The organism is Rubripirellula tenax (genome assembly GCF_007860125.1).
GTDB lineage: Bacteria > Planctomycetota > Planctomycetia > Pirellulales > Pirellulaceae > Rubripirellula > Rubripirellula tenax.
Genome location: NZ_SJPW01000002.1, coordinates 1,362,886 through 1,385,095, shown reverse-complemented (window position 1 = coordinate 1,385,095; position 22,210 = coordinate 1,362,886). Strand labels below are relative to the sequence as shown.

At 56.6% G+C, this 22,210-nt stretch carries 18 protein-coding genes; 6 read left to right on the top strand and 12 right to left on the bottom strand.

Annotated elements, in window-relative coordinates:
- Positions 1–138: 138 nt before the first annotated feature.
- Positions 139–1,743, top strand: a complete 1,605-nt coding sequence (locus Poly51_RS10895) for a glycine--tRNA ligase (RefSeq protein ID WP_146457384.1) — start codon at positions 139–141, stop codon at positions 1,741–1,743.
- A gap of 33 nt (positions 1,744–1,776) precedes the next feature.
- On the opposite strand, the gene Poly51_RS10890 is transcribed toward Poly51_RS10895, so the two are convergent.
- The 4 genes from Poly51_RS10890 to hpnC all read right to left on the bottom strand — a co-directional run bounded on the left by Poly51_RS10890 (position 1,777) and on the right by hpnC (position 7,872).
- Entirely contained in the window at positions 1,777–4,245 is a 2,469-nt protein-coding gene (locus Poly51_RS10890) for an FAD-dependent oxidoreductase (protein WP_246114406.1), read from the bottom strand.
- A 74-nt stretch (positions 4,246–4,319) separates the two neighbouring features.
- A complete protein-coding gene (gene hpnE, locus Poly51_RS10885; protein ID WP_246114405.1) occupies positions 4,320–5,825 on the bottom strand; it encodes a hydroxysqualene dehydroxylase HpnE in 1,506 nt (501 codons plus the stop codon).
- Positions 5,822–6,826: a phytoene/squalene synthase family protein gene (locus tag Poly51_RS10880; RefSeq protein ID WP_146457115.1), complete on the bottom strand. Its 1,005-nt coding sequence runs from the start codon at positions 6,824–6,826 to the stop codon at positions 5,822–5,824. The genes hpnE and Poly51_RS10880 overlap by 4 nt, the downstream gene beginning before the upstream one ends.
- A 68-nt stretch (positions 6,827–6,894) precedes the next feature.
- Positions 6,895–7,872, bottom strand: a complete 978-nt coding sequence (gene hpnC, locus Poly51_RS10875; RefSeq protein WP_246114404.1) for a squalene synthase HpnC — start codon at positions 7,870–7,872, stop codon at positions 6,895–6,897.
- Between the two features lie 19 nt (positions 7,873–7,891).
- On the opposite strand from hpnC, the gene ispH reads away from it, so the two are divergent.
- A complete protein-coding gene (gene ispH / locus Poly51_RS10870) occupies positions 7,892–8,839 on the top strand; it encodes a 4-hydroxy-3-methylbut-2-enyl diphosphate reductase (protein ID WP_146457113.1) in 948 nt (315 codons plus the stop codon).
- A 126-nt stretch (positions 8,840–8,965) separates the two neighbouring features.
- The gene (locus Poly51_RS10865) at positions 8,966–9,574 is read left to right on the top strand and encodes a hypothetical protein (protein WP_146457111.1); all 609 of its coding nucleotides are present in this window, start codon (positions 8,966–8,968) and stop codon (positions 9,572–9,574) included.
- 12 nt (positions 9,575–9,586) lie between these two features.
- Here Poly51_RS10865 and Poly51_RS10860 read toward each other — a convergent pair whose 3' ends face one another.
- Together Poly51_RS10860 and larB are read right to left on the bottom strand one after the other, a co-directional pair.
- Positions 9,587–10,438 carry an NAD(P)H-hydrate dehydratase gene (locus Poly51_RS10860; RefSeq protein ID WP_246114403.1) on the bottom strand — a complete coding sequence of 284 codons (852 nt, stop codon included), beginning with the start codon at positions 10,436–10,438 and terminating at the stop codon, positions 9,587–9,589.
- The gene (gene larB / locus Poly51_RS10855) at positions 10,435–11,247 is read right to left on the bottom strand and encodes a nickel pincer cofactor biosynthesis protein LarB (protein WP_146457109.1); all 813 of its coding nucleotides are present in this window, start codon (positions 11,245–11,247) and stop codon (positions 10,435–10,437) included. Before larB ends, Poly51_RS10860 begins: the two co-directional genes overlap by 4 nt.
- Before the next feature lie 79 nt (positions 11,248–11,326).
- Between larB and Poly51_RS10850 the strand changes: the two genes are divergently transcribed.
- The 3 genes from Poly51_RS10850 to Poly51_RS10840 all read left to right on the top strand — a co-directional run bounded on the left by Poly51_RS10850 (position 11,327) and on the right by Poly51_RS10840 (position 16,492).
- Positions 11,327–12,541, top strand: coding sequence for an argininosuccinate synthase (locus Poly51_RS10850; protein ID WP_146457107.1), 1,215 nt, complete (start codon positions 11,327–11,329; stop codon positions 12,539–12,541).
- A gap of 491 nt (positions 12,542–13,032) precedes the next feature.
- Complete coding sequence (locus Poly51_RS10845; RefSeq protein ID WP_146457105.1) at positions 13,033–14,985, top strand: DUF1800 domain-containing protein; 1,953 nt, start codon at positions 13,033–13,035, stop codon at positions 14,983–14,985.
- Between the two features lie 58 nt (positions 14,986–15,043).
- The gene (locus Poly51_RS10840) at positions 15,044–16,492 is read left to right on the top strand and encodes a DUF1501 domain-containing protein (RefSeq protein WP_146457103.1); all 1,449 of its coding nucleotides are present in this window, start codon (positions 15,044–15,046) and stop codon (positions 16,490–16,492) included.
- 342 nt (positions 16,493–16,834) lie between these two features.
- Here the strand turns inward: Poly51_RS10840 and Poly51_RS31575 are convergent, their stop codons facing one another.
- The 6 genes from Poly51_RS31575 to Poly51_RS10815 all read right to left on the bottom strand — a co-directional run bounded on the left by Poly51_RS31575 (position 16,835) and on the right by Poly51_RS10815 (position 22,017).
- Entirely contained in the window at positions 16,835–16,957 is a 123-nt protein-coding gene (locus Poly51_RS31575) for a hypothetical protein (RefSeq protein ID WP_261344113.1), read from the bottom strand.
- An 11-nt stretch (positions 16,958–16,968) separates the two neighbouring features.
- Positions 16,969–17,328 carry a hypothetical protein gene (locus Poly51_RS10835; protein ID WP_186775468.1) on the bottom strand — a complete coding sequence of 120 codons (360 nt, stop codon included), beginning with the start codon at positions 17,326–17,328 and terminating at the stop codon, positions 16,969–16,971.
- A 105-nt stretch (positions 17,329–17,433) separates the two neighbouring features.
- The gene (locus Poly51_RS10830; protein WP_146457101.1) at positions 17,434–17,787 is read right to left on the bottom strand and encodes a type II toxin-antitoxin system RelE/ParE family toxin; all 354 of its coding nucleotides are present in this window, start codon (positions 17,785–17,787) and stop codon (positions 17,434–17,436) included.
- Complete coding sequence (locus Poly51_RS10825; protein ID WP_146457099.1) at positions 17,784–18,038, bottom strand: hypothetical protein; 255 nt, start codon at positions 18,036–18,038, stop codon at positions 17,784–17,786. The genes Poly51_RS10830 and Poly51_RS10825 overlap by 4 nt, the downstream gene beginning before the upstream one ends.
- A 768-nt stretch (positions 18,039–18,806) precedes the next feature.
- Positions 18,807–19,796 (bottom strand): transposase, encoded by a 990-nt coding sequence (locus Poly51_RS10820; protein WP_146457097.1) that lies wholly within the window; start codon positions 19,794–19,796, stop codon positions 18,807–18,809.
- 226 nt (positions 19,797–20,022) lie between these two features.
- A complete protein-coding gene (locus Poly51_RS10815) occupies positions 20,023–22,017 on the bottom strand; it encodes an RNA polymerase sigma factor (protein WP_146457095.1) in 1,995 nt (664 codons plus the stop codon).
- Positions 22,018–22,210: the final 193 nt, after the last annotated feature.

Below are 22,210 nucleotides of genomic sequence, written 5' to 3'. Positions count from 1 at the left end.
TGAAAGATCCCCGCTTCAACTGAATCGTTCCAGTGAATCCTGGGCGCCGTTGTCACCCACGGTCGCCCAATTTCTTTCAAACGCCTACATTCGGCGTTTTCGCCCACGCCCCCCAATCATGTTTCTGCCATGAAATCGATGGAAAAAATTGTGTCGCTATGTAAGCGACGTGGCTTCTTGTTTCAGTCCAGCGAGATTTACGGCGGAATCCAAGGCTTTTGGGATTACGGTCCGCTAGGCGTCGAGCTGAAGCGAAATGTCAAAGAAGCGTGGTGGCAGGACATGATCGCCGGCCACAACGAACTGGTCGCTCCTGAGAGTGCGCCGGGCACGTTCGAGATGGTCGGTCTGGACTGCACCATCATCATGCACCCCCAAGTCTGGAAGTGCAGCGGCCACTTCGACCTTTTTCATGACCATATGGTCGATTGTCGCGAGTCGAAAAAACGGTACAGGTTCGATCAAGTTCGTGGTCGTTGGGTCGAGTACCAGGACAAAAAAGTTTTCGTTGCGACCATGGCGGAGCAGGAACAAGAACTGGACGAGGTCCGTCGCCGCGGCATGAAGTTCTTCAAGTTGCGGAACAAAGATGCCGACAAGTTGACCGTTAACGACCAGTCGTTGACCATCGACAAGCTTGACGGCACAACACAAGTGCTTGCACCAGATGCGAAAGAGTTGGACACGTTGACCGCACCGCGCGAGTACAACTTGATGTTCAAAACGACGGTAGGTGCGCTGGGAGGCGAAGACGACTTCACGTTCCTGCGTCCCGAGACCGCCCAAGGAATCTTCGTCAACTTCAAGAACGTCCTCGATAGCAGCCGTGTGTCGATCCCGTTCGGTATCGGCCAGATCGGCAAGAGTTTTCGCAACGAGATCACGCCGCGGAATTTCACGTTCCGATCGCGTGAGTTCGAGCAAATGGAAATCGAGTTCTTCTGTGCTCCCGACCAATCGCATGATTGGTACCGGTATTGGCGTGATCGCCGGCTGGCTTGGTACAAATCGTTGGGCCTGTCGGACGAAGCATTGATCATGCGAGAGCACCATCAAGACGAACTTGCTCACTACAGCGTCGGAACGGCCGACATCGAGTACGCGTTCCCGTTCCTGCCTGAGGGTGAATACGGCGAATTGGAGGGCATCGCCCACCGAGGTGACTTCGATCTACGCAGTCACATGGAAGGGAAGCTTGATCCGAAGACATCTCCGATGACCGTCGAGCTTGGTGAAGATGGTAAACCCAAGCATCGCGGTAGCGGCAAGGACTTGACCTATCGCGATGAGGCCACCAACGAAAAATTCGTGCCGCACGTGATCGAGCCTTCGGCAGGTGCCGACCGTGGTGTGTTGGCTTTCCTTTGTGAAGCCTATACCGAAGACGAAGCACCCGACGAAAACGGAAAGATGCAGACACGCGTGGTGATGAAGTTGCACCCACGATTGGCGCCGATCAAAGCGGCCATTTTTCCGTTGGTCAAGAAGGACGGTATGCCCGAAGTTGCCCAAGAGATTTACGGCACGCTGAAGAAGCACTTCAATGTCTTCTATGACGAAAAGGGGGCTGTGGGGCGTCGATATCGACGCCAGGACGAAGCCGGCACTCCGTTCTGTATCACGGTCGACACGGAAACAATGACGGACCGAACCGTCACCATTCGCGATCGTGATTCGCTGAAACAATGGCGAGTGAACATCGACGATTTGACTGCCGAACTGACGCGTCGAATCAACGTCTAGAGACACTGCCGGGCAGGAGGGATCGCCTGAACGTCACACGCTGCGTGACGTGGGGGGACGGCCGGATTTTTCGACGTGTCGGTTTTGGGGTGACCGATCGATGGTGATCTGGCGGAGCAACGATCCGACGACGGACATCCCGCTTAGAAACGCGCCTTCGATTCTCGGGCCGCCGCACCAATCGCCGCAAACACCGATTCCGGCATCACCGTCCCACAAGGAGTCACAGTCCAGCGTGGTCGCGGGGATCGCGTACAACCAACGGCGTGGCATCGCAAGCGTGACGTTGCCAACGGATCGTCCCGTCGCCGTTTCGATTGCTTGGATCAGTTCTTTCTGAACCTCATTTGCATCGCGGTCGACGTTTGCGGCGGACCACTGGCTCGACGCGTGAAGGACCCAGGCATGGTTGTCACCCGACGTCTTGCGTTTCGGCTTGGAACTGTCACGTGCGATCCATGAAAGCGGTCCTTCGTTGATGAACGCGCCGTCAAAGTCTAGATCGTTCAAGCCGTCGGCGGCCAACATCAACGCCCAGGTCGGGTTCATTGTTGCTTCGTCGATCTTGGCAGCGATCGGCGAATGATCGCTGACGATCGCTTTGGCTTGTAGGGGCGGACAATTGACAATCACTTTGTCGAAATCACCGATCAATTGCCCGTCATCACCAACGATCGTCCAGCGACCGTCCGGTTGGCGATCGAGGCGTGACACCGTTGTTCGCAAATGGATTGATAAGTCGTTGGCCAAGTGTTTGGCCAGATGGTTCATCGTCGGCGCGCCGACGTATCGCGGCGTTCCCGTCTTTTCGCCGACGATGTGACCGCTGGGCCCGAGTTCGACGATCTTACCCAGCCAGGGTTCGACGACACCGTCCTGGATCCAACTTTGGACGTACCGCCGAAATCTTGGGTCTCGCGACGTGAAGTATTGAGCGCCGTGGTCGAAAGTGACGGACTCTCCCGAGACCTCACTACGTCGTGTTGCAATGCGACCGCCGACGCCCGCAGATTTCTCGAAGATCGAAACCTCCACGCCGTGATCCGCCAGCGTTCGTGCGGCAATCAAGCCGCCGATGCCCGCGCCCACGACGGCGACCCGAGACGCATGGGGGGAAATCGGTCGGTCGACGACGCTCTGGAACTTGGCAAGGTCGATGCGCTGCAAGTGTTGTTTCGGGTCACGCGTTCGGATCGTTCCATAAATCGATGACTCGGGTTGGAACGGTCGATCGAATTGCCCAAAGCACCACAGGATGCCGCCGTAACTGCTGGGGTCACGCCCATCGAGCGAGTAACGGTGGTTCAGATCGATTGCCAACTGCAACGCACGCCCCGGCGAACAAGCCCACGACAGAATCGCCTTTCCCCAAGTCATGCGGACGTTGTTGTGGAGTTCACCGTGCTTGACCAGACTTCGTTGACAAGCGTCCCACAAAGGATCGCCGCTTAACGCTCGAGAAAGCGTTTCCCAACTGCAGTTCTTTTCCCGATCGTCGCCGGCATGTTGCTGGAGCGTTTTCTGGGCCCAATCGGGGACGCCTGCGAGTAGATCGATTCGGTCGGCATTGTGAAAGCAAAAGTGGAACGCGAGTTCTCGCCATATCAACAATTCGTCGAGATACTTTTTAGCGCCGGGCGTCGTCGCGGCTAACGCGTTTGCCTGGCGAGCCAATCGCAGGGGACTGACCATCCCGAAGTGCAGATAGCCGCTCATTCGGCTGGGACCGTCGTGATCCGCGGCATCGTTACGGCGGTCGGCGTATCGAGCGAGTCCGCCTGCTTTGTAGGCTTCCCACCGTGCATAGCCCGCGCGAGATCCGCCGGGTGTATCGATCACCGGGGCTATCGAGTGATCGATTCGGCATTGGCCGATCAGTTTCGACAAACAGGCGTCCTGAAGATTCATCGAAACGAAGGGCATCGGCCCATCAAACATCTCGACATCGACAGGCTGTTCGTCGTAGGGCAAGTGGGTTCGGGCTGCGTAATGATGTTTCGTTGCGTCGCGATACTCGAATGCTCGCTCGAACGATCGACCCACCATGGGCAACGGGACAATACAGGATGCGTCCACCATCGCGATCGGTGTCGTCGTGCGGATCGTCAATCGTTCAAGCCAGCCGACCAACGGTTGGACAGGCATCTCTTCCGTCACCAAAACCGCCGCCCGGCGGGTTAGGTCGCGCAGGTGAGGACCGCGATCGCCATCTCGTTGCAAATGAAAATGTGATGCGATGCCGCGGTCCGATAGTTCACGTTGAACGTCCCGTTGGCCCTGCAAGATGAACGAATGGAATCGATCCGACGCGTACGGATAGTCTTCGGACAACGCGTGATAGACCAGCAGCGGCAATCCGTTCTGTCTGGCCAAGCAGATCGCCACATCGAGCGCAGGGTTCTCGTGCGCGCGCAGTGCGTTGTGCATCCAATAGAGAACGAACTCACCCGGACCGTGCACGGTTTGATCAGGACGCACCATCCATCGAAGACGCTCATTCAAGTGTGTCGGTAGTGTGTGATCCAAACCGCCAACTCCGAAGGCCAATTAAAGATGCTTGAAACGATGTGGGTATGTTAACGACGAGGCAACTGCGTTGAGCGGCGGATCATGCGACGGGCCAGCCAGCCGCGTTTTAGTCCCCCGTCGACCTCGCCAGCGGGCAAGCCGTATCGCTGCATCACGTTGGATGCCGCTAAAATGCCGCTGATCACGGCGCCTTCCATCGTTGCGGGCCAGCCTGTGGAGGTCCAATCGCCCGCCAAATGCAACCAGGGTAGGGCAGTGCGGGCGGGCGGACGAGCCTTCTCGACCTCGGGGCGGACGGAAAAGACGGAACGTGGATCCGTTACCACGCGGCTGGCGATCAACACGGCCGATCGCGCGCCGTCGAAAGCATGACGCAGTTCCGTGATCACTTCTGCAACCAGGGCTTCGCGACTCTGGTCGCCCAGATCATGTGACGCACTGATCACAACTTGGTAGTAGTGAGTGGGTTGAGTCGAGGATGCGGAGTCCGTGGTGTCTGTCCGTTCGAGGGGCTCTCGGAATAGCCACTGAGACTTCGTTCCCACCATGACCGCGTGCGGGAGTGTTGTGATGGGGCGGTCGAACCACAAATGAATCCCGGTGATCGGTGACGCCGGTATCGCCGTCCATTGGGATTGCGACGAGGTCGATTCGGCGATCGGGCTATCGGCCAACAGCGACTCGATTCGAAACCAAGGCACCGCAACGATCACATCGGATGCACCGAAGGCCCGTCCATCGGCAGCAACAACTTGGGGCGATTGTTGGTTCGTTGGTGGCAAAATTCGATTGACGCAACAGCCGTGAATCATCGCCGATCCCTGTTCGCCGATTGCGCCGGCCAAGTCACGGCCAATCAGTTCGGACAACGGCCGGGTCGGAACCCACACGTCGCTGGCTCCTCGGGCGGCGGCGAACCCGTCCATGAATACCTTGTGTGCCGCTAGCATGGAAACGCGATCGGTTCGTTCGCCCAACGCACTGACTAGGACCACGTCCCAGAACGCGGCAATGGTCTCTTTGTCTTGACCGTGGCTTGCCAACCATGTCGCGGCGACTTGACCTTCCATCTGATTCGAATCTGAACGCATCATTTGCCAGATTCCCCATCGAACGTGCCATTTTTGTTTCGTCGTCAAATAGCGGAGCGAGCCGATGGCTCCCGCCAAATGCAACGGCGCTGGCATCCACGATGAAGGCGCAAAGCGACTTGGCGGATGATCGGGATGCAGAAACGTCAGCGATGAATAGCACTTCATCCGGTCTTTCAAACCGTATCGGTCAAGCAGTCCCAGGAAGTTGGTGCAGCAACCCATCGCGACATGTTGGCAATAGTCGACGGCGTTACCCGTGGCGGGATCGGAAAACGAGCCCGCGCGACCTCCCATGGTTCGCTTGGCTTCCAGCAGCGTCACGTCGAAGTGGCCCGGCGTCGCAAGCAATTCGCCCGCCGCCGCGAGCCCAGCCAAGCCACCGCCGATAATGACCACCGACCGTTTTTCACTCGAAAGACTTCCGCTGGACGATGGAGTCGGATCCGTCACCGACGTCACGACTCAGTGACCCGATGGGAATGAAACTCGACCGGTGGCACCGGTAGGCGGCGAAACAGCGGCGGAAGAAAGTGCTTGGTCACAATCGAGTACTTCTCGCGGCGTGACAAACCAACTCGACGCATTACCGCAGCATTGGGGTCTTCGGCGATATGATCGAGCAGCATTCGATACGTCCGCCACATCATGCTGAACATGGGGCGTCCGTCGGGATGCAGCGAGTCCCAAACCTGCCAGCCAGACTCGAACAATCGGCGGGCGCGCTCGATCTCGTCTTCGACCAGGCATCGAAGTCGATCGTCGGGACGCGGTGACAAAAAATCATCTTCGCTCAATCCGTGGATTTGGTAGTGTTGTCGCGGGAGGTAGATGCGGCCTCGCTGTGCGTCTTCAGATATGTCACGAAGGATGTTCGTCAACTGGAATGCCAAGCCACAGTCGATCGCCGCCGCGACCGGCAGCGGGGCGTCGTATTCCCAAATGTGCAAGCACGTCAAACCCACGGCCGATGCGACCAAGTAACAGTAATGTTCGAGTTGTTCATATGTATCGAAACGAGTTTTCTGCTGATCGGCCGCGACGCCGTCGATGATCTCCAACAAGTACTTCGACGGGATCTGGTACCTCGTCGAAGCATCGCGAAGCGCAGGCAGAATTTCGCGGGCATGACGATGTAGATCGATCGGCGCCGGTTTTCCGGTCCGTCGATGTGAATCTGATTTCAAACCGTCGGGAAAAACCAACGGACCGCTTGGGTCATTGCCGCTCAAGTTCTCGGCCGTGACCTGGCGCCACCATTGCAGCCACTGCGCCCGATGGGCTGCCGGTTCGGAGCAGTCCCCCAGGTCGTCGGTGATTCTCGCAAACGCATAAACCGCGCACATCGCTCGCCGCTTCGGTCTGGGCAGCAGCCAGAACGATCGATAAAAATTACTACCGCTGCGCCGCGAAATACGACTGACATGGCGATAGCTGGCGGCGACGGAGGGAACACGGTTCATAGTCTAGAAGCATAGCCCTGTGGATAGACCCAGTGAAGCGAACCGACACTGCTTCCTCGACCCCGCAATCACAGCCTGCCCAACCAAGCTCGCGCGACCAATCCCATTTGAGTCGCCTTGGTCACCTTCGGCCGCTTTCGCAGAACGTCGAAATCGATGCGGCGGATCGCGTCCAGCGTCGCCAAGCCGCCGTGCACAAAAAGCTTCACATCACCGGCCAGCCACCGTGGTACCTGATCAACCAATGGCAAGCCATTTCTCAGAAACTGTTCGGCGACGTCACACTGTTCACTCAGTAATCGCTTAAGCGGCGCCGGTGTCGATCGATTGGCGATTCCCTGGGACACATCCGTTTCGGTCACGCCCATCGCCGTCATGCGGTCGGCCGGCAAATACAGGCGATCGATTTCAAAATCACGGGCGACGTCCTGCCAAAAATTGGCCAATTGCAATCCGGTGCAAATCTGGTCCGACAAAGCAGTCGTTTCATCGTTTACGCATTCGCCTAGTCCGAGTACCAACCGTCCGACCGGATTCGCCGAACGGCGGCAATAGTCGATCAGTTGATCGAAGTTTTCATAGCGAGTTTTGAATTGGTCTTGCCGGAACGCGTCCAATAAATCGACCAACGGTTGCTTGGGCAAATCGAACCGGATCGCCGTATTCGCCAATGCCACCATCGGGTCGGTGGGCGGCGAGCCCTGGAAAGTCTCGTCCAGGTGTCGGCCGAGTTCGACCAGTCGTTCGGTTGCGACTTGAGGCGTTGGCGACTCGTCCGCCAGGTCGTCAGCCGTCCGGCAAAACGCATAGATGTCGTAAAACCCCTGTCGAACGTGCCGTGGCAGCAGCACACTAGCGACCAAGAAGTTCTCGTAGTGTGACTTCGCAAGCTTCGCCGTCATCGCCCGACCGCGTTTGAGCGACTGCGGATCGAGTTCGTCCCGTCGCATTGCGACTCTGTCCGCCTTCACGTCGTCCGGCGTGTTGGGGTTAGACGTATCGGGCGTTTCGCGGTTATCCTGGGAAAGACGATTCAGCGGACACATCCTTTCTGTAGCGAAACAAATGAAAATTATTTTGGCCGCCCCACGAGGCTTCTGTGCTGGCGTCAATATGGCGATCGATTCGCTGGAACTGACCCTGCAAAAATTCGGTCCGCCGGTCTACGTCTACCACGAGATTGTTCACAACCAGTATGTGGTAAACACGTTTTCAGAAAAAGGCGCAGTCTTCGTCAACGCGATTGATGAGATTCCCAAGGACAGTGTCGTACTGTTTTCGGCTCACGGCGTCTCGCCCGCAATTCGCCAAGAGGCGAAAGACCGCAATCTGACGGCCCTCGACGCAACGTGCCCGCTGGTGACGAAGGTCCACCTCGAAGCGATCAAGTACGCCAAGGCAGGTTACACGATCATCTTGATCGGGCACGAGGGGCACGACGAAGTCATCGGCACCATGGGCGAAGCTCCCGAAGCCATCGTGCTTGTCGAAGACGAAGACGGGGTGGAAGCGTTGCAAGTCGCCGACGAGTCCAAGCTCGCCTATCTGACGCAAACAACGCTCAGCGTTGACGATGCCGAAAAAATCATCCGGAAAATTCGCGAAAGATTTCCCGGCATCGAAAGCCCCCCCAAGGGCGACATTTGTTACGCGACCCAGAATCGGCAAGAAGCCGTCCGTTTGCTCAGCGGGCAAGCCGATGTCGTTGTCGTCTTGGGCAGCCAAAACAGCAGCAACAGTCAACGGCTTCGTGAATTGGCCGATGACGGAATCAAAAAGGCCTTTCTGGTCGATGGTCCCGAAGACTTGGACACGGCCAACTTTTCGGATACCGATACCGTCCTGATCACCGCGGGGGCGAGCGCTCCCGAGTTTGTTGTCCAGTCGACCATCGCTTGGTTGGTCGAACGATTCGGCGCGACAGTTGAACTGGCATCGATTCGTGAAGAGTCGGTTCAGTTCCCGCTCCCCAAGTTGCTTCGAGCATTCGCCGCCGAGACTCGTTCCTCTTAACCCACAAGTTTTTTACGGATTCATTCACGCATGGCTGCCAAAGAACAACAGCGACAGAAAAAACTCGCGAAAAAAAGATCCAAGGATCTCGCCAAGAAAAGAGATGCCGCGCGAGAGAAGAATCGCATGCAATCCTTCGCCGGCCGATTTGATGCTGCCCTCACCGGGCCCATTGATCGATGCATGGTTTCGGAGGCTCTCTTTAACTCGCCGACCAAGTTCGGCAGCCTTTTGGTCAGCCGACGGATGCCTGACGGACGCTTGTGCGTCGTGCGAATGTTGATAGACGGTTTATGCCTTGGCGTGAAATCCGTCCATCCGATGTTTTGCTATCCGGCACAATTGACTGAGTTGGTGGAAAACGGCCCAGAAGACATCATCAGTATCACGCCCCAGGCGGCCAAGAAGTTGGTCGAGCAAGCGATCGATTTCGCCGCAAAATTTGGCATCGAGCCGGCACCGGGTTACCGGAAGGTGGCGGCTGTCTTTGACGGCATCGATGCGTCGGAGTGTAAGTCGGACTTTGAATTTGGGCGTGACGGCCAGCCTGTCTTCATTGCCGGTCCGCACGATACCGATCAACGCATCGGAGAAATTACCGACAAACTTAGCGCCAGCGTTGGCGAAGGCAACTATACCGTCGAGTACGACGAAGCCTACGGATTGGACGACGAACTTGCCGGAACGTCATGGACGGACGATCCCGAATTGGATGCGGATATCGACGCCGATTGATCGAGTCGACAATTAGAACGCTCGGTGCAGGCTGTGGACAATCTCCAGGGCGGTCATGCTCGCTTGGCCGTACTGTGTTGCTGCTAAATCGCCGGCGCGGCCGTGGATCCAAACGCCCAGCCGAGCAGCGTCCCACGGTGACAACCCTTGGCCCAGCAACGACGCGATCACACCCGTCAAAACGTCGCCCGAACCGCCCGTGGCCATGCCGGGATTTCCGGTCGTGTTGGTGTATCGTCCGTCGGGACCCACGACAACGGTCGGTCCTCCCTTGACGACGATGACGGCGCCGGTCCGATTGGCGAGTGTCTCAGATGCAACGATTTGTAATTCGCGATCCTTCGGTGCGACGCCGACAAGACGGTGCAGTTCACCGGGATGCGGTGTCAGTACCAGTGGCCCAACTTGGTCGGGGTGCGTCGTAGCCCAGTCCAGTTCTGCCATCACGTTGATAGCGTCCGCATCCAATACCCGCGGAATGGATGTCAACGCAAGCAACCGCTCGACGATACGCACCGATCCTGGGCCGGTGGTCATGCCCGGTCCGGCGCCAACGGCATCGAACTTTGCCAGAGCATTCGATAGGCGTGACGGAGCATCAACTGCGAAGGCACCGTATTCGTCATCCGGTAACGCAATCGTCATCACGCACGGATGAAACGCGGCAACGGTTTCCAAGCAACGATCCGGCACCGCCGCAGTGACCAAGCCTGATCCGGTCTTCAAAGCCGCCAAGGCCGCCAACGAGATCGATCCGCTCATGCCACGCGATCCGCCAATCATCATTACACGGCCGAAGTTTCCTTTATGAGAGTCCGATCGGCGGGCGGGAATCTGTACCGGAGCAGGGGAGGGCGTGTTCACGATTTTGATTCCCGCAGCGTTCGCAATTGCGACACGACCATGCCGGCCAAGTAGCCGCCCTTGAATCCGGCATCGATGTTGACCACCGCAACATTGGACGCACACGCCGACAACATCCCCAGCAGTGGCGTCAATCCGCCAAGCGACGCGCCGTAGCCAACGCTGGTCGGCACCGCGAAAATCGGAACGGCCAAATGCCCGGCGACAACCGAGGGCAGGGCACCCTCCATACCGGCGATCACGACGACGGCGGATGCATGGCGCAAGTTCGGCACCGCTGCCAATAAACGTTGGGGTCCCGCCACGCCGATGTCGTCGTAGCGAGCGACGGGAACGCCCATCCACTGCAGCGTTTCGATCGCTTCTTCGGCGACCGGACGGTCGGTGCTTCCCGCCGTGATCACAGCGGCGTGCATTTCCTGGGCAACATCAGGCGTCGATGATTTCTCGATCGCAGCGGTGGAAACTCGCAGCGTTCGTCCGACCCGATTGACGTGGGTATGGGGGAACCCGGCGGCGACCCGATCGGCTATCTCGCCGTCGATTCGTGTGACCAGAGCATCCTCACCCGCGGCAATCTGGGTCGTGATGATCCGCGTGATCAGGTCGGCGGACTTCCCTTGGCCGTAAATGACTTCGCTGAATCCACAACGATTTCGCCGGCCCAAGTCGATGGTGGCTCCGTCGATCGCGCCAACCGGGTCGCGGCTGATCGCGATTTGGCGGGTCAATTCATCTAGCGACGCTCGTCCCGCGATCACCTCGGACAACAATTCGACCAGGGAAGGGCAGGGCAGTGGTTCAGGCATGGGCACAACGCTCGCGGCAGGGTACAAAATTCGTCTGGTCGACTTCGTTCATTTTCAGTTTTTCGCGGACATCATCGTAATGAAAAGTTGTGTACTGGCTTACTCCGGTGGCTTAGATACCTCGGTTATTTTGGGCTGGCTTCAAGATCAGGGCTATGAAGTCCATGCCGTCTACGTCGATCTCGGCCAACCCTGCGAAGACCGCGCCGCGATCAAAAAGAAGGCCGAAGACGGCGGGGCTGCCTCGTACCGAGCCATCGACGTTCGCGAAGAACTGTGCCGTGACTTTGCCTTTCCCGTGCTTTCATGGCAGGCCAAGTACGAGCAAATCTATCTGCTTGGTACCTCGATCGCACGCCCGTTGATCAGCAAAGTGTGTCTGCAGGTCGCTCGCGAAGTCGGTGCGACCGCCTACGCGCACGGAGCCACCGGCAAGGGGAACGACCAGTGCCGGTTCCAATTGGCCGCCGAAGCGCTGGATCCCAAGATCGAAATGATCGCCCCTTGGCGAATCAAGGCGTTCCGCCAAGCATTCCCGGGTCGGACCGAATTGATCGCGTACTGCGAACAAAAGAACATTCCCGTCAAGGCATCCACCAGCAAACCGTACAGCAGCGACGAGAACGTGCTGCACATCAGCTACGAAGCCGGGCAGCTAGAAGAATTGGACGTCAACGGCGTCGAGTTGGTCGATTTCGGGATGGGCGTCAGCCCTCAAGAAGCACCCGACAAATCCGAAACGGTCTCGATCGGTTTCGTTTCCGGGGTTCCCACCACGCTCAACGGCAAGAAAGTTTCGGCTCTCGATATGGTCGAAGGCCTCAACACGATCGCTGGCCGCAACGGCGTCGGACGAATCGACATGGTCGAGAATCGATTCGTCGGGATGAAGAGCCGCGGCGTTTACGAATCGCCCGGAATGACGGTTCTTTACAACGCGTTGATGAACGTAGAACAGTTGACGATGGATCGCGATCTGATGCACCTGCGCGACCGGATGGCCCCCGAAGTCGCCGAGATGGTCTACTACGGTTTCTGGTACACCCCCAAAATGGACGCATTGATGGCGTTCATGAACGAAGCTCGAAAGCCGGTAACGGGCGACGTGACCTTGAAGCTGTACAAGGGCAACATCAGCATCGAATCGCGGACCAGCCCCAACAGCCTTTACGACGCCGAAATCGCGACAATGGAAGGCGGCGGTTCGTACAACCAAGACGACGCGGAAGGGTTCTTGCGAATCCAGGGACTGCCGTCACGCGTGCAAGGCACCGTCAAGCCGCGGTCGTTCTAAGTCCACGGCAAGCATGTAACTCGCCACGCAGCGCACGGAACTGATTCCTCGCTGCGACTCGGTGGCGTTTGTCGCGGTTTGCGACAGTGAGTGCCCACGCATCATTCTTTTTCCCTCATTGCGTCGTCGCAATCACCGCTACCCCCTCTGTCTGTCATTCGCGGAAGTCCTGGAAGAGGGTGTGCGTTTCTGGTTTGAGCTAGGTGGTTGATCAAGCGACGGTCGTGCGGAAGGCGTGTCTGCCCAATGGCGGTTTGGTATCCGCTGCGCAGGGGGCTGTGATGGAAAGCTCGCAATTTTCATTGACGCCGTTTAGTACAACGCCTACATTGAAACCCTAATGTTAACAACTCTGGTGGTTTTCTCAGCACTTCTCGATGTTGTCTGCGTTCTAAATGGTGGCCTCACGACGGAAATCGTTGGCCTAAAAATATTCTTTTCCCGACTTTCTCACTTCGGCACACTTGGTGCGATCTTTAAAGGTGGCGGTGATGTCTCGTTTCCAGTCTGTAGTTCTCCAGTCTGAATTTTCGAAGAGCTTCTTGGTGCTGGTTTTGTTGATCGCCATCCCGGCGACTGCGACGGCGGGCACGTTCGAAGTCGGCTCGCGAAGCCAAGCGAAGTTGATGAAGAACAAGGTGCATGCGTCTCAGTTTCTGAGTCGCGCCACATTTGGACCGACCATCGCGGACATCGACACGCTCGCCGGTCGGATCGGCCAAGTCGGCGTTCGGCAAGCTTGCAGCGAGTGGATCGATGCACAATTCCTAGTGCCCGCCACCGAGCATCAGCCGTTGGCCGAGCAAATGTTCGGACGGGACGGGTACAACGGCACCGAAGACGGTGTTTGGATTCAACGCTATCGCTACCACGCTTGGTGGACCGTTGCACTTCAAGCCGATGACCAACTTCGGCAACGACTCGCTTGGGCACTCAGCCAGATTCTTGTCACCAGCGAAGATGGTGCCGGATTCAATGACCGAAACACTGGAAATATCTCAAACAAAGCTCGCTGGCTTGGACCAACCAACTACTACGACACACTCGTCAAAGGTGCCTTTGGCAACTACCGCCAATTGCTTCAAGACGTGACGTATCACCCCGTCATGGGCGTCTATCTCAGTCACATGCGGAACCGCAAGACAAACGGAGTTCGTTTTCCTGATGAAAACTATGCTCGAGAAGTCATGCAGTTGTTCTCCATCGGTCTTTACGAATTGCACCAAGATGGTCGGCTAAAAACTTCGCTTAGCGGTGAATTGATTCCGACCTACGACAATGAAACCATCAAAGATCTTGCTCGCATTTTCACCGGGCTGACCTTCAAGCCGAGTGACACCAGCAGCACCGGTCGGTTCTTCTATTCGGGGTACGACTTCTTGTATCCGATGGAAATGGCTCAACATGAGCACGACACGGAATCGAAAACATTGTTCGGAAATCAAACGATCAACCTGACTGACGGCAACCAAGAAGTCTCGGCTGCGTTGGATATCTTGCACGCCCACGACAACATTGCCCCGTTTGTTTCTTTCCGTCTGATTCAACGACTGGTGAAAAGCAATCCGTCGCGTGGATACATCCGGCGAGTGGCGAACGCGTTTGACGACAACGGCCAGGGTGTCAAAGGTGACATGAAGGCGGTTGTGAAGGCGATCCTTCTGGACCCCGAAGCATGGCGATCGATTCGCATTCAAACCCAACGGCTACCCGATCGCGTGACCGTCTTGACCCGAGGGACGGAGTACTCACGATTGCGAGAACCCGTCGTTCGCTACACGTCCATGCTTCGCGGTTTGGAAGCGAACAGCGATGACGCCAACGGTTGGGCGATGATGACACCGCGTGACTATGACTGGACTCAAGAACCCTACAAGTCACCCAGCGTCTTCAATTTCTTCTTGCCTTCGTTCCAGCCGCCTGGTGAGCTGATCAGTTTCCAGCCTTCGCGTCGGATTCCCAACGGTGATTTGGTCGCGCCCGAATTCCAGCAGCAAACGGCAGTTACCGCGAACCGTTTGATGAACCGATATATTTGGGACCTCAGTCGGGGTGGTGCGTTGTTCACGGCCAGCAACGGTACCGTTTACAACTTGCGATGCGACATGACATTCAACTTGGATGCAGATCGCGCCTTGGTGAACGATGACAACCTGACCAACAAGGGAAGCTTGACGGACGCGGAATGGGAGGTCATCCAGCGCGCCGAAGCGGCTCAGAGCGACTTGGTGACCCTGATCGACAAGTATGACTTGTTGTTCTGCTCGGGAACGATGCCTCAGGATTTCAAAGACGATATTGCGTATGTCGTCTTGAAGGAAACCGATTGGATGATTGGCAACACAGGCGGAACGCCTCAGTGGCAAACTCGCGCCGGCGAATTTCGAGTTCTCACCACGCTGATCTCGATCCTGACGTCGCCGTTTGCTGCGATCGAAGAATAGGCTCACTCGGCCGTTTGTTTCGTTATTGAACCGATCAAAATTTTATCTAAGTGCTGACATGAAACGATCTATCAAAATCAACAAAGAATCGTCGCGTCGCGACCTCCTGAAGATGGCTGGCGGGTGTGCGGCCCTGACCAATACCTCGCTGCTGTCGACGATGCTGAACCTGTCGGCAACCAACTCAGCCGTTGCACAGACAAGTGGACTTACGGGCTACAAGGCGCTGGTCTGCGTTTTCCTGTTTGGTGGTAACGATTCGTACAACATGCTGACCCCGATGACACCGTCGGAGCATGCGGAATATCTGACCGCGCGGGGCGGTGACTATAGCGCCGGAAACGGAGCCCTCGGTATTCCTGCGTCCGAGATGGCGGCAACGACAATCACCGACTCGTCATCCGGTCGCCAATTCGGGATCCACCCGTCCATGCCCGAAGTCAAGACTCTGTTTGACCAGGGGAAAGCAACCTTCCTTGCGAATGTCGGTAGCCTCGTCGAGCCCACCACTCGTGCGCAATACGATTCGCAAGCCAACCTGCCGCTTGGTTTGTTTTCGCACTCGGACTTGCAGCAGCACTGGATGACGTCGGTTCCCCAGTCGCGATCGCAAGTCACCGGATGGGCCGGGCGCATGGCCGACATGATGACCGATACGGTCAATACCAATCCGGCGATTTCGATGAACATGTCGCTCGACAATGTCAACCTTTTGCAAACCGGTGGCTCGGTTGTTCCCTATGTCGTTACGGAGAACGGGGCACAGGAAGTCGGTTGGTATGGGCCAACTTGGACGCAAGCGAAGATCTTCAGTCAGCTTACCGATGAAGTCCTGGCACGTTCGTACGGAAATTTGATGGAGAAGACATTTGCCCAAATGAATCGAACGGCGCTCGATGCGGCGATTTCGTTCAACGGTGCGGTGGATCAGGTGACCGGCGTCGACGAATACTTCCCGGGAACACTGTCGGGCTTGCAAAGAAAATTGCGAATGGTCGCCAAGTCGATCGGCGCTCACGAAACGATTGGTCAGACGCGCCAAATTTTCTTCGTCGGCGTAGGCGGATGGGACAATCACGACGAATTGATTGCAACCCAGCAAGCGAACTTGGCTGAAGTCAGTAAGGCGCTGAAGACCTTCCAAGACGCTATTGATGGTCTCGGTTTGACGAACGATGTGGTCACCTTCACGGCCAGCGATTTCGCCCGAACGCTCAATAGCAACGGTAAAGGCAGCGACCACGCTTGGGGCGGAAACCAGATCATCATGGGCGGTCCAGTGACGGGAGGACGTATCCACGGCCAGTATCCTTTGTCACTTGCATCCGGCACCACGCTGGATCTTGGTCGAGGAAGGCTCTTGCCAACAACCTCCGTGGACGAAATGTCCGCGGAATTGGCGATGTGGTACGGCGTGGCGAACGACAGCAGTATGGAACACGTCCTGCCCAATATCCGAAACTTCCACGCCGCAGGAAGCACCTACCCCATCGGCTTCCTGTCCTAGCCGTCCTGAGCGGGCAACCCAACGTGCCTCCGCGACGCCGCTCGCGGGGTTCGAACTGCAAAACAGTCAGGTAGGGTGCGTGCTCGTCACGCACCATTCAAACTTGGCACGGCTGCAACGCAGTTTGTAGCGAGATGAGGTCATTCAAATTTCAGTTGTTGCGATGTGGATGGCATTATTTTTCCGTCATCGCGGGACTCTCGCAACAATCAAAAATAAAAATCTCTGCGGTCTTCCATTCTCTCGCGGTGCAAAATTCTCCACCGCAGAGATTGGAAGACCGCAGAGATCCATTCGGATTGATTGGGTAGGTTCATCGCCGGAAGGGCGAAAGAGAAGGCGTCACCCGGTTTCCGGATACTGAAAGCGACTGGCGCTTTCTTCTTCTTCCGTGCTCACTTCTCTCTCTGTTGATTGAGTTGCCAAGCCGCCAAAGGCGCTCGCTTCGTCAATCGGGATATTCAATCGGCGACTCGCTAAGTCGTCGACATGCCCAGCGGATTCTCGCGGGCGCAGATCCACCGCTGTCCGCTTCGGATCGCTTCCTGGGCCAGGCTCTCCGGCGTCCCGGCGGCACGCTTGAACATGCGTCCGAATCGTGACACCACATCGCACCAACCGCAAGCGTCCAGCCCGATACGGGTAAGGATCGGGCCCAGGTGGTCGGGGATCACGCCCACCTTGTCACGGCGAAGTTGCTTGCCCGTCCAGTCAAGCAATTCCAAGTAGCCCGCCATCGAGACGCCAAGAAAACCCTTCACGCTCGCGCGACGTCCCGACTCGTCCAGGCAAGGGCCGATCGGATCATCCTTCTCGCTAATTTCGATCGGGCTCATCCAACCGCTACGTCGCCGGCGACGACTCCGCCACGCGGCATGTTCAAGGCAGCCGCGTTGTTCTCCGTGAATGAGTCCTACTCAAGCGGCCAGTCGAACCGTTTCCTAGGATGCTGAATCAAGATCGCTTGGTAAGTCGTTTGCTTCAAGATCGCGTTGTCGTGTACTCCTAACAGCCAAGACAAACAGAGTGCCATCTTTGATGGTGAACACCGCCCGATGGGTGTACGTCTTTCTAAGACCGAGCCGTTTATCTTGGAGCGGGTAAGCGATCCCCTTTCTACCGTTTTCACGAGATGGTGGGCAAATTGATGCGTGATCGGTCAGCGTTCCGATTTCTTGAAAGACCGCTTCCTCCCATTCGTTCGCTTGCTCAACCGATCGGTTTTGTTCCCACCAAGTCTTGTTTTCGTCGATATCTTCGATCGCTTGACGAGTGATCCTTAGATGCAAACTCATCGTGCCAAGCGGTCACGTTGTCGCTGTTGGAGCTGGGCCTTTGCCTCGTCTACTGAGTAATGACGCCCAGCCTCCATATCGGCGATACCGTCACGGATGGCATCTTCGTCTTCTGTCTGCCTTGCCTTGTCTAAAGTTGATTGAGTCACCAAGAAATACACTTGGTTGTCGGCAGGATCAACGACCGGGGTTGGCTGGTTGCCGTTGCTATGCAGAGCTTCGGAAAGCTCGGGAGTGAGTTTTGGAATCATGGACAAATTGTAATACGAGATCGCCACTGCCGACAAGAAAACTCGACATCGTTGGTGACGGTATTTGGCGTCGCCAGTACGTTTTTGCAATGGAAATCTGTGGAAATCTGTTTCGCAAAACCACCACGCCGCAGAGAGCAGATCGCTCGTCAAAAGCCATCTGCTAGGGCCCGGCGGCTGTGTACGGTGTCTACGCACGGCGTTTAGCTTGCTCCGGCATGCAGGCGTGATCCTGCGAAACGTGCCCGGTAACCGGGGCGGTCATTCACGTATTTTGGTGTCCGCCAGCATGGCCAGAACGTGGTGTCAATTTGCGCCTGAAACAGTACCACTCATTGGCGCTTCAAACGGTACCTGTCAGGTAGGGTGCGTGCTCGTCACGCACCATTCAAACTTGGCACGGCTGCAACGCAGTTTGTAGCGAGACGAGGTCATTCAAATTTCAGTTGTTGCGATGTGGATGGCGTTATTTTTCCGTCATCGCGGGACTCTCGCAACAATCAAAAATAAAAATCTCTGCGGTCTTCCATTCTCTCGCGGTGCAAAATTCTCCACCGCAGAGATTGGAAGACCGCAGAGATCCATTCGGATTCATGGGGTAGGTTCATCGCCGGAAGGGCGAAAGCGAAGCCACCAAGTCTTCGTATGCTGAAGTTTGGATGGTCCATTTTCGATGCTTATCTTTTTCGAGGGGGGGCTTCGCCGGGTTCGGGGGGCTTCGCCGGGGTCAGATTTGGTTTTCGCCGGGTTCGGGGGGCTTCGCCGGGGTCAGATTTGGTTTTCGGTTTTCAGCCCTAGGTTTGTTTCGATTTCGTCGATCGAATCTCTGTAACTCTTCGACTCAGCCATCCTTTTCTTGGCTCGGCGAATTAGATTTGACGAGCTGTCTGGGTGGGCCAAGCCAAATCGTGACGAAAGGCACGAGAGCGGCTCACCCGTCCAACGACGACATAACAGGGCTGCTATTTCTCTCCCCGCGGCCTGACTGCGAAAGCCGACATATTCCTCGGAGCCAACTTCATGGTAAGCAGCTGTTGCCGCGATAATCTCATCAGTTGTTGTCGCTTTCATGCGGCGACTGGTGCGTTGACGACGTCGATCATCTTCTGCTTCCGCCAAGACAACCATCCGCTTCAAAAATGCTTCGCTCCCCAACACCCAACCACGCAAAGCGTCGGACAATGGGTTTTCAGGAGTTCCTAAACTAGCCTTGACATACTTGCGGTAGGCGCGGTCGGCGTCTTTGCCACCATTGACAGCCGCCCAGTACGTGTGAAGCTCACTGTATTGAATCCAGTCGACTCGCGAGTTCAGCCTCGCGTATCCAGGATAGCTGCTATGCTTCCACGCATCTGGTGTTGCTACGAGTGGGCGAAATCCTGAGCAGGGATTGAGGTGAATGTAGCGACTGAGATTCCAGAAGTAGCCGGCGTCCTCGACCAAAAACGCCTTGTAGCGTTCCTGGAAGAGATGGCCCACCCGGCGATTCCGCTTTGAGTACCAATTGGCGTATCCAGAGAGCCAATGTTGCATTCCCCGGCTCAGGTTCGGTTCAGGCGTTTGCAAGAGCACGTGGATATGATTGGGCATCCAGCAATATGCGAAGATCTTCCAGCCACTGCGAGTGACTTCGTCCTTTAACCCGCGGGTCATGCGTTCGTAATGACCTTGGTCGTGAAAGATTTGCTTACGTCCATTGCCTCTTGTGACCAAATGGTAGATCGCACCGGGGAATTCAATCCGTAGCTGGCGAGCCATGAGGCAATCTCCAAGGAGTGTCCGAAGTGGGTCACGTGTAATCTACCATAGCGAAAACCGAAAACCTAGCCTGACCCCGGCGCGAGCCCCGGCCCCGGCGCGAGCCCCGGCGCCCCCAGGCCTCGTGGGCACAGTTCAAAGACTCGCAAGCAAGGACCGCTGCGATCAGTGCCTTCCGCCAACACGCGATGCAGTGGTATTGAGATGCGTCGGAAAGCACGGGGGCCTAGAAAAATCCGCCACCTCCCTGTCCCCCACCACCGATTCCGCCGCCTGATCCTTGCTGATCTGGGACTTGTACGTTTTCCAGTACAGGGTCTTTCCCGAAGTGTGATTGTCGCAACGTCTTCAGGAACTTCTCGATCTCTTCGTGAACGCGATAGACAGCGCTGACGAGGATCGCCGGTCGAGCAGACCGGACGGGAACGATCGTCGATGGCCCTCCGAGTAGCTCCCAGGTATCAGGTTGAATCGTTGTTTGAATTGAATTCATCACCGATTCAAAATCGCCTTCGGCAAACCCGGTTCCTTCGAGCCAATAGATGCGACTAACCAAGTTGCTTTCGGCGGCCTCTTGCGTTGTCACGCTCAGGGTCTCGCCGTTGACTTGATACGTCAGGTCCAGGTCTCGCAACATCAGTCGCAGGAGCGTTCGCAGCTTGACATTGCCAAGAGTCAGCGTGACTGGCTGATCAGCGGTGATACCGATTTCCTCCAGTGCTCTGCGGTCGATCAGAATCGGGACCTGATGTTGTTCCGACAGTGTTGCGACTGCCTCGTCCATCGGTAAGTCAATAAATTCTGCCTCCGCTTTCGTATTTAGAATCTCCGATATTTTCTTTTCCGCTTCGGTGTCAACGTTGACCCATTGGTCTGTTCCGATTCCGCGATGAACCAGTACCGAAGGATCAGCCGTAATCATCAGCCCCTCGTCCTCGATCACGGCCTTCAAACCATACGGACTGAGCAGTCGTCGCAAGGCCGTGCGAAGTGGCATCCCACTGACCTCTAGGTCCACGTCGACATTCGCCAGATCCTGTTCCGCAAACTCGACTCCGCGAACATCCATCAAGACAGGCATGCCGATTGCTTCGGAAATAGCCTCCGGCAAAGCGACCAGTGCGGTGTGGATCTTAAAATCGATCTCTTCATCCAGGGTTTCGCTGAGTTTCAAGGCGATGCGACTGGTGACCGGTGGCGGGACCGTTTTTTGAGTCCATATCATTCCGTCTTTTGATGGCGGGCGACTTGGCTGCGGCGCTTCCAAGCCCCCGCCGCCCATCCCACTCCCTCCTGCGGCACCAAACTGCGCCGCGACGGGGGCCGATGAGCCTGCCGGTAAATTCACTTCCACTTTGCCGGTCGCTCCTTGTCCAGGGCTTTCACCCGCCATGATGGCAAGTGTAAGCAGCGTTGATCCAGCGAGAACTCCAGCGGCGGTGTACAGCGTGGGCATCAGACGAGTTCCTTGAGAGAGAAGAGAGTCGAGAAGACGAGGTTCGATCGGCGGGTTGGGCAGTTGAGGAGCGTTGGCAATTTCAACCATGGCCGATGCGGCGACCGATGCTTGTGATGTCGACACGATCCATGCGGAGGCAGATGCAAATGCGAAAGCGGGAATAATGCCACGATGTCGCAGTCGGCGAGCGAGCATTTGTTTTCCGCGTTGAAGCCGGCCACGGATCGATCCGATCGAAGTTCCAAAGTGGTCCGCCAACATTTGCAGCGGGCAATCATCAAAAAGATGCATCGCAATTGCGGCACGGTAGTGCTCGGGAAGCTCCGCCAATTCTTCATCGAGCACGATCGCTTCATGCCGCTGTGTGAGTCGATCGAGTGGATCGTCCGGTTCGACGGCGGGTTCAATCATCGGATCGGTTTGACGTTTTTCGGAAGGTAGGGTCGCCACCGCGGACCGCTGAGCGACTCGGTGCAGCCATCCAACCAATCGCTCGGGTTGACGGATCTTGTGACCATTTCGCGCGAGATACAAAAACGTAGTTTGATAGGCATCTTCGGCATCCGCTTCGGTGCGACATCGCCTTCGACAGACGCTCAACACCATGCGACTGTACCGGTCGATCAAAGCGGCCAGCGCGGCTCGCTGTTGATCGCGACACCAGGCATCCAACAGGTCGGCGTCGGAGACAGTACCCAACGCAATCTGCCGGGTGAGGCCGTCCGATGGAGGCGATTCGATAGATTTCGTGACAAATTTCATGGCTTCTACCAGGGTAGTGCGACGAAATCTGTCGGTGGCGCGCTGAAACTGAACTTTTTCGGAAAGAACTTTTTACGGCGAGCGAAAATTAAAGTCGGCGTGCAGTTCTCCGCTCGATCCTTACCGCGAATCCGGTCCAGGAAGTCCTTTCGATATCGCCGATTCATCGGTCGTTCCGATCGCCTGGTACAAC

Coding starts and splice junctions, on each gene's coding strand:
- Poly51_RS10850 (WP_146457107.1), top strand. CDS start 11,327: ATGAAAAGTTGTGTACTGGCTTACTCCGGTGGCTTAGATACCTCGGTT.
- Poly51_RS10835 (WP_186775468.1), bottom strand. CDS start 17,328: ATGAGCCCGATCGAAATTAGCGAGAAGGATGATCCGATCGGCCCTTGC.
- Poly51_RS10825 (WP_146457099.1), bottom strand. CDS start 18,038: ATGATTCCAAAACTCACTCCCGAGCTTTCCGAAGCTCTGCATAGCAAC.
- Poly51_RS10830 (WP_146457101.1), bottom strand. CDS start 17,787: ATGAGTTTGCATCTAAGGATCACTCGTCAAGCGATCGAAGATATCGAC.
- Poly51_RS10840 (WP_146457103.1), top strand. CDS start 15,044: ATGAAACGATCTATCAAAATCAACAAAGAATCGTCGCGTCGCGACCTC.
- Poly51_RS10815 (WP_146457095.1), bottom strand. CDS start 22,017: ATGAAATTTGTCACGAAATCTATCGAATCGCCTCCATCGGACGGCCTC.
- hpnC (WP_246114404.1), bottom strand. CDS start 7,872: ATGTGTCCGCTGAATCGTCTTTCCCAGGATAACCGCGAAACGCCCGAT.
- Poly51_RS10845 (WP_146457105.1), top strand. CDS start 13,033: ATGTCTCGTTTCCAGTCTGTAGTTCTCCAGTCTGAATTTTCGAAGAGC.
- Poly51_RS10880 (WP_146457115.1), bottom strand. CDS start 6,826: ATGAACCGTGTTCCCTCCGTCGCCGCCAGCTATCGCCATGTCAGTCGT.
- ispH (WP_146457113.1), top strand. CDS start 7,892: ATGAAAATTATTTTGGCCGCCCCACGAGGCTTCTGTGCTGGCGTCAAT.
- Poly51_RS10820 (WP_146457097.1), bottom strand. CDS start 19,796: ATGGCTCGCCAGCTACGGATTGAATTCCCCGGTGCGATCTACCATTTG.
- larB (WP_146457109.1), bottom strand. CDS start 11,247: ATGCCTGAACCACTGCCCTGCCCTTCCCTGGTCGAATTGTTGTCCGAG.
- Poly51_RS10865 (WP_146457111.1), top strand. CDS start 8,966: ATGCAATCCTTCGCCGGCCGATTTGATGCTGCCCTCACCGGGCCCATT.
- Poly51_RS10895 (WP_146457384.1), top strand. CDS start 139: ATGGAAAAAATTGTGTCGCTATGTAAGCGACGTGGCTTCTTGTTTCAG.